Genomic DNA, 13272 nt, shown 5'->3' on the forward strand with positions numbered 1-13272 from the left:
CTACCCAATCCCGAGGAGACAAAAAATGATGTCATTTGATGCCCGCCGTAGCGGCTTTCGCATGCCCGCCGAGTGGGAAACCCAGCAGGCCACCTGGCTGGGATGGCCGGTGGCGGAATACCGGGAAGGGCTGTGGGGTGAGCATTACCCGCAGGTCTGCGCCGAATTTGCGCTGGTCGCCCAAACCATTGCGCGTTTTCAACCCTGCATCGTCACGGCCCATTTCAGTCAGGCAGAGCAGGCACAAGCGCTGTGCGGGCCGACAGTGCAAGTACTGGCAGTAGCTGCTGAAGATAACTGGGTACGCGACTGTGGCCCGATATTCCTGCAAGGCAAGCACGGGCAATTGGCTGCCGCCGTGTTCCGCTTCAACGCATGGGGCGAAAAATACCAGCCTTACGATGGTTGCCAGCAATTGGCTCAGGATATGGCCCGTTATGCCAATGCCACCATTTTCAATTCCCACCTGATCCTGGAGGGTGGCTCGTTTTACGTGGATGGGCAAGGCACTTTGCTGACCACGGAAAGTTGTCTGCTACACCCCAACCGCAATCCGGCATGGAGCCGTTCCGAAATCGAGACCGAGCTGCGCCGTATGCTGGGGGTGGAGAAAATCATCTGGCTACCGGGTAACCCGGACGAAGTGGAAACCAATGGCCACGTTGACGGCATTGCCTCGTTTATTGCGCCGGGCAAACTGTTGTGCCAGTCGGCCACGGAAGATCAGGGCGAGTACTACCGCATCATGCGGGAAAACCGCCGAGCGCTGGAACTGGCAAGTGATGTGCATGGCAACCGGTTTGAGCTGCTGGACCTGCCTTCCCCCATTGTCAGCGAGCGTTATGAGTCGGAACGCTACTGCGACTGTTACGCCAACTACATTCTGGTCAATGGCGCGGTGATCTCAACGGCGTTTGGCGGCCCGGAAGACGAGGCGGCAACACAGGTATTTGCCCAGGCATTTCCTGACCGGGACGTGATTCTGCTGCCGGTTACCCATATTTCCATTGGCGGCGGCAGCATGCATTGCTCCACCCAGCAACAACCGCGTGTTGTGGCCTCTCATTGGAAACAAGGAAATACACATGACTGAACGAACCCTGACGGTGGCTTCGGTACAGATGGCATCCGGTAGCTGGCATCTGGAAGACAATATGGCACGGGCGGAGCGGCTGATTCGGCAGGCAGCCAAACAGGGGGCCCAGCTGGTGTTATGCCCGGAATTGTTCATGATGCCGTACTTCTGTCTGGACCAGAATGCACGCCATCTGGAGCTGGCCGAGCCTTTTGCCGGCAATGCCCGCATTACCCGGTTTGCCGCATTAGCCGGTGAATTGGGCATTGTGCTGCCGATTGGCTTCTTTGAGCGCGCCGGCAATGCGGCTTACAACTCCATCGCCGTGGCCGATGCTGACGGCACGGTGCTGGGTGTCTATCGCAAGACCCATATTCCGGATGGTCCCGGCTACACCGAAAAATTCTATTTCACACCGGGCGATACCGGCTTCAAGGTATGGGATACGCGCTTTGGCCGTATCGGCATTGGTATCTGCTGGGACCAGTGGTATCCGGAAACGGCCCGCACATTGGCGCTGATGGGCGCAGAGGTACTGTGTTTCCCCACCATCATCGGTTCCGAACCGTTTGATGCCGCTTACGACTCCTCCGGCCATTGGCAACGCACCATGCAAGGCCATGCCGCCGCCAATATGATGCCGGTGGTTGCGGCCAACCGTATTGGCGCAGAGACCGGCTTTGGCAATGGCAACGACAGGCAGCAAGGACTGACCGGGGTATTTTATGGCTCCAGCTTCATTGCCGACCATACCGGTGCCAAAGTGGCCGAGGCCAATCGCAGCGACGAAACCATCCTGCTGCACACCTTTGACCTGGATGCCATCAAGGCGGATCGTCAATCCTGGGGATTCTTCCGCGACCGTCGTCCGGAAATGTACCGCACTTTGCTGACCAGCGACGGGCAGGCCTCCTGTTATCGCAAGACCGGAGAGTCCGCATGAAATCCAAACGCCTGGTATTGCTTGCTGCGCTGATCTTGTCGTCCCTGGCACACGCCGCAGAGGAAAAAGTCCTTAATCTCTACAATTGGTCCGACTATTTTGCCCCCGATACGCTGGCGCAATTCCAGAAGGAAACCGGCATCAAGGTGCGCTATGACAGCTATGACAGTGATGAAACGCTGCAGGCGAAGCTGTTGACTGGCAACAGCGGCTACGATCTGGTGTGGCCAAGTAATGACTTCATGGCAAAACAGATAGAGGCTGGAGCCTTTCGCAAGCTGGACAAGAGCCGGCTTGCCAATCTGGCTAATCTTGATCCTGCACTATTGAAACTGATGGCTCACTCCGACCCGGGCAATCAGTACGGTGTACCCTATATGTGGGGCACCGTCGGAACCGGTTATGACCGCAAGAAAGTAGAATCCATCCTGGGCAAGGACATGCCGGCTAACAGCCTGGATTTGTTGTTCGATCCGGTGATCGCAAAACGACTGGCTGCTGGCCACTGCGCATTGGGGCTGCAGGACTCTGCCAGCACCATCTTGCCGCTTGCCCTGCACTATGCCGGACGCAAAGTGCAAAATGCGGATAGCAAGGATTATCAGGCGGTGCGCAGCATGTTGATGAAGGTTCGGCCGGCCATCAGCCTGTTTGCCAATTCGGCCAACGCCAATGAGCTGATGGATGGAGAACTATGCGTGTTCGCCGGGTATTCGGGAGCAATCAATCTTGCCGCGCAAAAGAATCGCGAAGCGGGCAAGGGACGCGAACTGGTGTACAGCATCCCCAGCATAGGCACGCTGATGTGGTATGACAGCATGGTGATACCAAGAACAGCCCCCCACCCGGGCAATGCCCACCTGTTCATCAACTTCATCCTGCGGCCGGACGTTATTGCACATATTTCCAATGCCACCCGCTACGCCAATGCCAATTGGAAGGCGCAGCCGCTGCTTGACCAGGCGCTGCGCCAGAATCCGGGGGTTTACCCCCCAGAATCCGTGCGCCGTACCTTGTTCACACTCAGTACCCAGAGTGCAGAAAGCAGTCGGCAAGAGAACCGGCTATGGACTGCATTCAAAACCGGAAAGTAATGGCAAACCCGTACTGCCAGCCAGGCTGGCAGTATTTTGCAAGGAAAATACCCGATGAATAGCCGACGTGATTTTATCAAGCAGAGCCTGATACTGGCCGGAGGCGGTTTGCTCTCTGGCGGCATGGGCCTGATGGCAAACGCTTCCCAGGCTGCATCCACAGCGTGGCGGATGCCTGATGAGGGCGAATCACATGCTGCCACCTGGATGGCATTCGGGCCGGATGAAGAAATATGGGGTAGTCGCCTGCAGACAGGCGCTAGAGAGGCACTGGCCGAAATTGCGCGTGCCATTGCGCAGTTTGAACCGGTCAACATGCTGGTTCGACCTGAAGAATACGATGTGGCAGCACGCATGTGCGGTGACAAGGTCAAGCTGATTGAAGCGGCCATGGATGATTTGTGGCTGCGCGATACCGGGCCTGTTTTCGTAAAAAAGGCGAATGGAGAACGTGCGGCGGTCAGCTTCAATTTCAATGGCTGGGGTAACAAGCAGCCTCATGCGGATGACGCCAGGCTGGCCGGGCTGATTGCGGACAAGACTAGCGTTTCGCTACTGCACAGCAAGCTGGTACTGGAAGGAGGCGGTATCGAGGTGGATGGTGAAGGCACCGCCATCATTACTGAAAGCTGCGTACTCAATCCAAACCGCAATCCCGGGGTGAGCAAGGCCGCTTGTGAGGCCCAACTGAAGGCACTGCTAGGGCTGGACAAGATCATCTGGTTACCCGGCATTGCGGGTAAGGACATCACCGATGGCCATACCGATTTTTATGCCCGTTTTGCTAGCCCTGGCGTAGTGGTAGCAGGACTGGATAACGACCCGTCTTCGTATGATTATGCGGTTACCCGTCGTCATCTGGGCATATTGCGCAATGCCAGCGATGCCCGTGGCCGCAAACTGAAAATTGTTGAAATGCCTGGCCCATCGTCAATTCGTAAAAAATACGAAAATGACGAGTTTGCCGCCGGCTATATCAATTTTTATGTCTGCAACAAGGCGGTGATTGCCCCCCAGTTTGGTGATACCAAATCGGACAGCAACAGTCGAGCTATCCTGAGAGAGCTATTTCCTGGTCGCGAAGTTATCCAACTCAACATTGATGCCATTGCCGCAGGTGGAGGCGGGATTCATTGCACGACTCAACAACAGCCTGGATAGCTTTGGCGATGGCGATTGGTCCTAATGCCTGTAGACATCACCCCGGACTGCTTTACATCGCAAAGCAGACAGTCTCTTTTAATAGGCTCGAATAACAACTCAGGCCGATGATGGCTCAGTTGGCAGTGAAGACTCGCTGCCAACCATTGGCCTCGTGCCAACACCTATCTAGATTTCAATCTGCTCTGAAATTCCCAGAGCATGATCGACTTCGATACTGAATGGCTGTATTTCTCTGCAGCTTAGGTCGCTTTCGACTCTCGAAGAGACGTTCACATTAATGGAACTCAGACTTTCGAGAGCATTGCAATGAGGGATGCGGGCGGTCTTTAGCTACCAAAATCGTAACGCACACTAAAATTTGAATCAGCTCTACGATAATCGAAAAGGCGGATATTAGAGCGCTGACGAGAAGCTGATACCTGGCCGCGAATACTCAGTCCACGATAAATGTTCCAATTAAGCCCCACTGTCAAGTCCTCGAGAATATCGTATCGTTTTTCCATAAAGACCGGGTTGCTGTGATGATAATGACTATCTACTCGGCCAAACCAGCTGAACCATTCGAAATTTCTGAAAAGAGGACCACTTGCCAATAGCCGCATTCCGACCATATCCCGGTTACCATCGGCTCGTCGTACCGTGGCGGCATCTTGTCCGGCTAGTAGTGCCCAGCCAATAGAATTACGTCCAAGAGGAAAGGTATTGCTTATGGTCAGTACTCTCTCAACAAAACCATCCATTGCCGGCGGCCCCCCTATATAGTGGTAGTTACCGATATCCATGCCAATGACTGGCCAGATTGGGGAGTTGCGCACCGCTTGCCAATTCAGACTGCCAGTCAGTGATCTGCGTACTTGCTGACCTGCTTGCAATAATTGTCCATACTGCATTCCCGCAGACCATGCGCCCATGACCGTAGAATAATTGCCATTCGCACTCATGCTACGATCTTCTGTCGAAAAAACATGCAGATCATCATAGTTTCTGCGCGTATAACCTGCACTCAAATACACATCCATCGTAGGCGACAGCACCCATTCTCCACGGGCATGCACGGCGTTTCCCCAATAGTTGTCACCATTCTGGCGTGACAAGGGGTTAAGCTGAAAGCGTATATTTCCAAGTGCCGGCACTATAATTGAAGTCACATCGGTTGCCTGATTGGCATTACTATCGTACCCACGCACGGCCTCCACGCTAAAACCCCAATGTAGACCGCCACTCCTCATCTTCCCTGCAGGGAGTTCCGGAGAGTTATGCAAGGCCTCTAGTACAGCTTCGTCATCACCCAGCATTAACCAGGCCTGCGCTAGTGCGCGCCATCCTGCCTTATCCTGCGGGGCTTGTGTTACTGCACGCTCCAGTGGCAATAAGGCATCGGCGGGTCGCCCGGCCATCAGTAGTGCCTCGCCCAAAACGAGGTTATTTCTGGCCCTATCGGCACATTGCAGCTCTTGCTGTTGTAATCGGTGGGCTACTTCGATGACTCGACCTGCACGCCAATCTGCCTCCGCACCATCCAGTACTTCTTCACATACGCCAGCCATCGCCCGTGGTACTTGCAGCATGCCCACGCTGCACCACACCAATGGCAAGAGCATCAAGCGCCAAGGAGACCCAATACTGTACCGGCTGCAGTATCCTACTCCTGATGCAGTCATGGACGGCTGACCACCGCCGCTCCGCCAACCTTCTGCCCGCTGGTAATCTGCAGCCCGTAACTGGTGATGATGCCTTTGCCGGAGTTGCCGATAATCACTCCAGCAGCACTGCCAGCGCCTGTTCCACTACCGCAACCGTCACCACTGCATTGCACAGTAAGCGGCAACTTTCCCGCCCGGAATGTTGGCAGATCGACCGAGCCGTTGAATTGCGCATTCCATGTCCGCGCCTGGCTATCACTGGCATTAAGCTGATACGAAGTAACCCTTATTTGCGGACCGAATTGCACGCCGATTTGCAATGCATTGAGCTGTCCCCCTGCACCACCGCGCTCGTCGGACAGCATGGTCGAGCCGACCAAATTACCGAATGTTGCCGTTCCGGACAGATTATTCAGCACGGCACTGGGGGTAACACCGCCGGGTGCGTAAACAAAGTGATGGAAGTCAACATTGCGAATTGCACCACTGCCCGGGTCCACATCATTACCCCCGCCATACAAGCCCCAAATTACATCGGCGCCATCGACTTTGGCGAAGCCAAAATCGTACAAAATACTTACATCATCGGTGAAAAAATTAAATCCATTACTGGTATCGGCCACTGCAGATGGCAAACCCCACACTGGATCAAGCACAATTACCGATCGATTGCGGCGATGATTGATAACACCACCCACTCGAACGTCGTTGCCATCTAGATCCTGACTTGAGCCGACATAGGCTGATCCTCTCGGAGCCTGCGTTGTCATGTCGACATTTTGTACAATCGTATTCAGCGGCTTAAGAAAAATGGCAGCGGATCCCGAATCATCCACACTATTCAACTGATTGATGACCGCCTGAGCGGCCGTTGGATGCATAAGAGCCGACGGCAAATGCTGTAACAATTGCGGCGCTCCACCCCCCAGTGGCACAAATCCGGATTGGGATGGATCCAGATCAAGCGAACCTGTGCTACTAGTCAGCGTAGTACCACCTGCAAGTACGCGGTTGTAGGTGCCGGCAGCCACACCCGGCAGTGCTTGCGGAACATGAAATACCTCATGCGACGTCCCCCGCACACCGATTTGTGCCAACGGGGTATACAAGGCATACAGCTCTTTATGGATATGGCCGATTGCACCGGTAATGGCGTGTACGCTTCCCCAGGCCAAGGTGGCAGAGAAGCGCTCACTGCCATTCATGCTGTCCGGCAAGACAAAGTGATCAAGATGCAAGCGGCTGTGTGCACGCAAATCCAGTCGTCCACCATCCGCCATTGCCAGCTGCACCTGGCTGCCCTGTCCGGTATCGATACGGTCACCTTCACAGATCGGTTGGCCCGAGCTTAGGTTACGCGTTCCACCCACGCTGTTTTCTGCCAGTACGGTGCCATGGGCAAACATCACGCTGCCGGCAAACGGAACCCGGATTGGTGTACCAGTTCCTCCGATTCCCCCGTTGCCATTGGCAGCAAGTGCTGGCGTCGCCGGTGCGCCGCTGCCCCCGATACCACCTGTGCTGTTGGCCGACAATGCGGGGCCGGCCGGGGAGCCAGTACCACCGAGACCACCACGACCGGTATCACTATCCAGTACGAGTACTTTGTGTGAAACCGGATCGATTTCACATATCGGTGCAGCCATTGCCGCGCTTCCGATTAGCGCGAGCATTAGTAGACTAAGCTTAGCGAGGTTCTTCATCGGAGGCCTCATGATAGAAATACACTCCGAAATTAAAGCGCTCACCTTGTTCTGCCTTATCGCCATTTGATTCGAGCATTTGCTGCGCCAACCTGTTTACTTCGTGCAAGGCATCCATTGCACGTTGCGTCGCAAGTGTCTGCAAGACCGAGATTTGTTCTGGCGTCAGTCCGTCATAGAACACACAGCGCTCCATGAAGGGAGAGGGCGTTTCACGCAAGTTGGCACCGATGGCGGCCAGGTGGTCATGCACATTGCGTCCCATGAATTCAAGCTTGTCGTGAGCACTAGCCAACGGTACCGCGGCGCTCACATGCAGATGTACACCATCATTTTCATCCAGGGTGACCACTCCTGCATTCAACCACTCGTCTAGCAGCGCTCGCGGACGAATGTCTTTGCTGACCGACTGCACCAAAGATTCAAATGAAACCTCAAGCCCGGGACGGGCAAAGCGTGGCAACACGCGCGCTTGCTGCTGCTCATCCAGATAGCGGGCATCACCGGTCCAGCGTCCTAATACCTGTGCCGCCAGTGGTGCATCGAGCTTCGCCGGTTCCGCCCCATCACTACGCAGGCGTTTGACATCTTTCCGATGCACGCCAGTCAGCAGACTGATGCGACTGTCGGTTTGGGCCTTGCCTTGCAGTTTGAAATAACGGTCGGCGACATGCACATAGCTGGCTTTCAGTAGCTCGATCTGCGCGGGATAGCTCACGCCATGATCCAGCAGCAGGCGGACCAGCGGCTGCAACAGATGTTCGATGGTGCTCAGAAAGCGCCGTTCAGTCTGTAGAGGAGGTGGCGTATCGGACATGGTTGTACACGCTGAAAATATTGAGGCAATTCTAGCATGCTCATTGATGTGTGAAATATTCCCACGTATAATTTCATAAAACGCGGGAATATTTCCCACAAATGGAGCGAAATATGCTGAGTACGCTGTGGAATGCCACCTATCTGTATGGCCGTGAAAGAAACAAAATCTCCCTGCTGCGCCGCACAAAGTTCCTGTTACGCGCATTGATACAACTACCTCACTCGGTACAGTGGTTCCGCTTCTTGCAGGAACAGCCGGAGCTGGCCGCAGCGCTACCGCAACAGCGGCAATGGCTGCACAAACTGCAGCGTCCTTATCTGTGTGCAGACTATGACAGCCATAGCAAGCTGCAACTGCTGCATCAGCACTTTTCCATTTTTCTGCGGCTAATGCCAAAAGAGTTGCGTTTATCATTACTGCAAAATCAGGCTTTGCGAATGGCGTCGATAACAGGCAAAAATGGCGCGCTCTACCACATCAAGCTTTCACTGACGCAAACGATGGATAAAGAGGGTGAGTTGATGCTCACGCTGGTGGAGGAGTCCGGTGGATGCAACCTGGCCACGCTGGCTTTTTCCTTTGGCATTGACCAACAACAGGCGGCCAGAATCCATATCGGCTGTTTGCAAGGACCAAGCCATCAAGGTGGACGGGAACAATTCCGCGCGATCACCAAAGATCTGCACGGCTTGATGCCCAAGGCATTACTGATGAAGGCCTTGTATGCGCTGGCACGGCCGATGAACATCGATACCGTACTGGCAGTCAGCAACCGTGCGCATGTACACCAAGCTGCCTGGCACCGTTACACCGTCATTCAGGCAGATTACGATGCATTCTGGATCATGTTGGGCGGCTCCAGGCTCAATGATAGGCACTTCCAGCTAAAAACCACCGCTATAGAACGCCCACTCACGGAAGTCCCCGCCAATAAACGCGCGCAATACCAACGACGCCGCGCACTTGAAAACAGTATTGCCCAACAGTTCGCGGAGTTTTGGCAAGTAGAGCAAGAGGTAAAGTACTCTCAAACCACAACCCGTTCGGTCCTGGCAGGTTCAGCCTCCCCCGGCACAGACGTCCCTGACCACCGCAGGAACAGCTGGCCGCAATCTCCGCAAACCACCCCGAGCCATGAAGCGGGCCTGAGGCTGGCTTAAGTGTTTCGTACAGTCCATTCAGCATGCAGCAAGCACACGTGGCACTGCGGCTCGAAATCCGCATACTTCTGGCATTGCGCGGAATTATCGATGTGGCATTGCACTCCAGCATCAGCCACCCGCCATACGGCATGCTTGGCGATGGTTTTGGCCGCTGCGCCGACTATGCCATTCTTGGCAGCAGGATTCTGAAGCGACTTACCGGTGGCGGCTATCACACCGTGGCGGGTTCAGAGATGCTCAACTGCCACGAAGGCAAGCGGCTGTCCATCTCCGCAGACCGGAAAAGCCGCCGTACGGCCACACATCTGTCACCGCTATCCATGTTCCATTGCTGGATCGAAGCACAACACCTCGTAGGTACCCCCAACATCCGTGAGGAAATCATCGACTTCATCATCCGGCATGCGCATGCAACAGCCAACCAACTGGGTATTTCATACACGCTAGCGCCTCCTTCGCAACCTTTTCAATGGATATGGCGTGACGAGTTACGCCTGCCGGACCACCGGTGTGGACATCCGAGGCTGCGAAATACCGATGCCAGCCTGAAAACAGCCGATGTCGACTGCACCCGTTTATTGCATGCGTACGAAGTAGAAAATCCCATCTACTTCAGTCAACTGGAAGCCAGCGCCATGGAGCGCCGTGTCGACCAACTGATCCTGCCCCACGCTGAGACTTAGCCAGATGCCAAGCCTCCGACTCGCTCTCGCTGTTGTATTGCTGCTGATCCACACCAATATCAGCGAAGAAATATTGCCAGCCTCCGACATGCCAGGCGGATCCCGACTTTACCTTCACGGACCAGTTCTCCATGCAACGGGGCACGCATGCGCGTTCTGGATTCGGACCTGGCGAGCCTATTGTTTGCTCCGTAAGCCACGGCAGTCTAGATGATCACTCTCTGGCCAAAGAGTGTCAGAAATATTGTATAAACCCGCCGTTACTCCCCGCCTAGCGGACCGTTTTGGCCAAAAGCCCCCTTCCTCGAGCTTTCTGCTTGCACTTCTCTACATTCGTTGGCCAAAAAAGCAGAAGGGGCCAATGGCCCCTTCATTTCACTCAGACTCCGACCAACTTTATTCGGATCCGACAGACTTTATTCGGTGTAGTGCAGGCGGTAAATAGAAGTGTTGGCGCACAAAGCCACAAAGCACTAACACACTGAAATTCAATAAAATTTCTCACAAAACCAACACTTCACACTTGTAAAAGAACCCCACCTTTCAGGCTTTTTCGCTCTTGGGAAATAAATGCGTTGATTTTGACATCCCCTAACCTGAAAAATCAGCTCCTTTGGCGGCAAATTTGCCTGACTACCGCTCACACAGCTCGTGAGATGCCTGGTGCGCACCCCAGACCTCTCACGATGCCCCCATGCCCTACTAAGCGCCCAGTCAACAGCAGAGATATCAAACTAAGCTACACAGGCACATGCCAACTTGGTTGCCGCCGTGCTGCGGGAAAGCCAGCCAACTCTCATCTACGACCATTCAAAGTTTATCCGAGACATCCTCGACGCAGCCGAACTTGTTGGCCAGGATGCTTTGGATGAGATTCGCTCGGCAATTACTATGGCGACATACTCCGGAGTTCGTGGAGGAGCTCCCGGAGAGCCGTTTCCTGAGGACATCCGAATGCAACAACACTGTGAGCAGATGTTGGCATCACTGAGCCGGGCAGAACCAGCATTTGACCTATATGACGGACTACTCAAGGACGCGTGCTATGCAATTGCACGCCAACGTAAATCCAGGGAAGCGCTTGAGGAGGACGATGACTAACCAAGCGCCAAGCCAACATATCTATTGATACGGCACAGGATATTGAACTTTACGCTTGCAACAGCGAGTAGGGGCGTATCAAGCATGGGAGCCGCCGGCATACATACCGCCTGACAGGACAGGAGCTTGCGACTCCCTCGGAAGTGTCGAAGGCGCCGTGCATAACACCTCAGCCAAAGGCCAGGGTTCGTTGTATTCTGTCTTGAACATCGTTCGCCTCCGTCAAGCTTTAACGTGTACGGAGGTGCAGAAGAAATTGAGCGGGAGAGCACACATTGTGGCCAGAAGAAATACTGCTAGACACCATAGTCACTGAACTAGCCGGTGAGCCTGTGCCTGAGTACGGCAACGGTCAGAAAGGAATTGCGTATCTAAAGCACCGAGCAAAAGGTGCTCAAGCCCTGGCACGTCTGATACTACAAGGCAAAACACCCCAGTTTTATACGGGAGATTACGCAAATGCCAAAGCTATCGAACCAGAGGCTCTTCGTAAGAATATACTAGGTCGCTACGTCCAAAATGCGGATATAGAATCAAGGGCTTTTGGTGTGTGGATAAGTCACGTTGTAAATCAAGGTTATCGCATACCGCTCAATCTTTATTCTCATGTGCAACTGCCTATCGGATTTCGAACAGCCCAGTTTAATAAACGACTAGTCCGATACTGGCCACATGATAAGTCATGCAATGACGCAGGCAGTCAGATTTTGCGCGATGTCTTGGCACGTGAGCGGTTGCGTAAAATGGAGTTCCCCCTATGGAAACAATGGCAAAGACGTGGGTTGCCATTCCCTTCTCCAACTGACACCTATACCGTAGGCATCGCCCAGTCGCCTGTTCCTCTAGCATGGTGCTTCAAAGATGAATGGGACCGACTAAAGCCGGATAAGCGCTCTTCCCAAGTTGACGACGTTATCGCCCATGAACAGCCTGAGGAACCAGCAATACAACTAGTGGATAACAGTCGCATTGGCTGGCGCAAAACAGTTGCCGACTTGTTTCCGCTCGCACCTGAAGAACTCCGCAAGGGCAACCCGAAAGGCTTACTAAAGTGGATGAGCGCGCACCGCGACAACGATACCTTGAAGCCATATGATGGACGTAGTGACCAGTTCAGATGGACACTCAACAAAGGAAAACCAAAGACCGCCAGCATCCGCACACTGGGTAATTTCCTGTCTGAATTGCGTCAAAGTGCCACACCTAGTCGCACCTCTCACGGCTAGCCGCACAGCTAGCTTCACGCTTCACACCTACCAAGACGCACACTCCTCACTCACGGCATAGTTGGCCCCGTCAAAGCCGAGCCATCCCGGCTCGGCTACGTACGAGAAACCGATAATGCATAATACCCCCAGTAGCGGCCTAGTAGCCGCGCCCGTCAGCCCCGCGAACCAAGATACAGCCGAAGTTCAAAAGCTATTGGCTATCCTGCAACGCGGTCAGAAACCATCACTCGATTGGCTACTTGAGGAAGGTTTCAGCAGCCCAGTTATACAGAGAGTCCTTCGACACCCTCATGTTTTCACAATCAGTAGCGTGCGCATCGCAGATGGTGCCGCCATTCAGCGACTCTACTGGCAAGGAGAAGGGGAACGAGATGCAGAGCAATTTTAACTTGTGCCCATCACTACGTGCCTGTCTGGATATTCTGCGAGAAGGTCCAGTACTCCGTGAAGACTTGGACGATAAACTCGGGGTGTCGAACTCGCCCGGCTTGGTACGCCGGTTGCGTGCTGCAGGCTATGATATTGAGTGTCAAATGGAGCCACGTCCCTTTGGAAAGAAAAAGCCCAACGGAGACAAGCTCGCCGGACGCTACGCACTACGCGCCATAGATGATTATTGAGCCATAGTCCAAAGCGCCGGTTTAGTATGGCCGG

General features: G+C 54.2%; 10 protein-coding genes. 7 read left to right on the forward strand and 3 right to left on the reverse strand.

The window, feature by feature from the left end; translation table 11 throughout:
* Positions 1 to 25: 25 nt before the first annotated feature.
* Genes FAZ30_RS03505 through FAZ30_RS03520 form a run of 4 tightly spaced genes read left to right on the forward strand, consistent with a single transcriptional unit; the run spans position 26 to position 4273 of the window.
* On the forward strand, positions 26 to 1093 hold the full coding sequence (locus FAZ30_RS03505; protein ID WP_124644517.1) for an agmatine deiminase family protein: 1068 nt from the start codon (positions 26 to 28) through the stop codon (positions 1091 to 1093).
* Complete coding sequence (gene aguB, locus FAZ30_RS03510; RefSeq protein ID WP_124644516.1) at positions 1086 to 2018, forward strand: N-carbamoylputrescine amidase; 933 nt, start codon at positions 1086 to 1088, stop codon at positions 2016 to 2018. The genes FAZ30_RS03505 and aguB overlap by 8 nt, the downstream gene beginning before the upstream one ends.
* Before the next feature lie 17 nt (positions 2019 to 2035).
* Positions 2036 to 3112, forward strand: a complete 1077-nt coding sequence (locus FAZ30_RS03515) for a polyamine ABC transporter substrate-binding protein (RefSeq protein ID WP_205676644.1) — start codon at positions 2036 to 2038, stop codon at positions 3110 to 3112.
* 54 nt (positions 3113 to 3166) lie between these two features.
* Positions 3167 to 4273, forward strand: a complete 1107-nt coding sequence (locus FAZ30_RS03520; RefSeq protein ID WP_124644514.1) for an agmatine deiminase family protein — start codon at positions 3167 to 3169, stop codon at positions 4271 to 4273.
* A gap of 329 nt (positions 4274 to 4602) precedes the next feature.
* Here FAZ30_RS03520 and FAZ30_RS03525 read toward each other — a convergent pair whose 3' ends face one another.
* From FAZ30_RS03525 to FAZ30_RS03535, 3 genes are all read right to left on the reverse strand, one after another.
* Positions 4603 to 5844 carry a bacterial transcriptional activator domain-containing protein gene (locus FAZ30_RS03525; RefSeq protein WP_124644513.1) on the reverse strand — a complete coding sequence of 414 codons (1242 nt, stop codon included), beginning with the start codon at positions 5842 to 5844 and terminating at the stop codon, positions 4603 to 4605.
* 89 nt (positions 5845 to 5933) lie between these two features.
* Complete coding sequence (locus FAZ30_RS03530) at positions 5934 to 7622, reverse strand: FecR family protein (protein WP_158613615.1); 1689 nt, start codon at positions 7620 to 7622, stop codon at positions 5934 to 5936.
* On the reverse strand, positions 7606 to 8439 hold the full coding sequence (locus tag FAZ30_RS03535) for a DUF6502 family protein (protein ID WP_137008742.1): 834 nt from the start codon (positions 8437 to 8439) through the stop codon (positions 7606 to 7608). The genes FAZ30_RS03530 and FAZ30_RS03535 overlap by 17 nt, the downstream gene beginning before the upstream one ends.
* 113 nt (positions 8440 to 8552) lie before the next feature.
* Here FAZ30_RS03535 and FAZ30_RS03540 point away from each other — a divergent pair, with 113 nt between their 5' ends.
* The 3 genes from FAZ30_RS03540 to FAZ30_RS03550 all read left to right on the forward strand — a co-directional run bounded on the left by FAZ30_RS03540 (position 8553) and on the right by FAZ30_RS03550 (position 12615).
* The gene (locus FAZ30_RS03540; protein ID WP_168190808.1) at positions 8553 to 9602 is read left to right on the forward strand and encodes a VirK/YbjX family protein; all 1050 of its coding nucleotides are present in this window, start codon (positions 8553 to 8555) and stop codon (positions 9600 to 9602) included.
* A 38-nt stretch (positions 9603 to 9640) separates the two neighbouring features.
* Entirely contained in the window at positions 9641 to 10288 is a 648-nt protein-coding gene (locus tag FAZ30_RS03545) for a hypothetical protein (protein WP_124644508.1), read from the forward strand.
* A 1376-nt stretch (positions 10289 to 11664) separates the two neighbouring features.
* Complete coding sequence (locus tag FAZ30_RS03550) at positions 11665 to 12615, forward strand: hypothetical protein (RefSeq protein ID WP_137008746.1); 951 nt, start codon at positions 11665 to 11667, stop codon at positions 12613 to 12615.
* Positions 12616 to 13272: the final 657 nt, after the last annotated feature.

Origin of the sequence: Aquitalea aquatilis, from assembly GCF_005155025.1 — a bacterium.
GTDB classification, from domain to species: Bacteria; Pseudomonadota; Gammaproteobacteria; order Burkholderiales; family Chromobacteriaceae; genus Aquitalea; species Aquitalea aquatilis.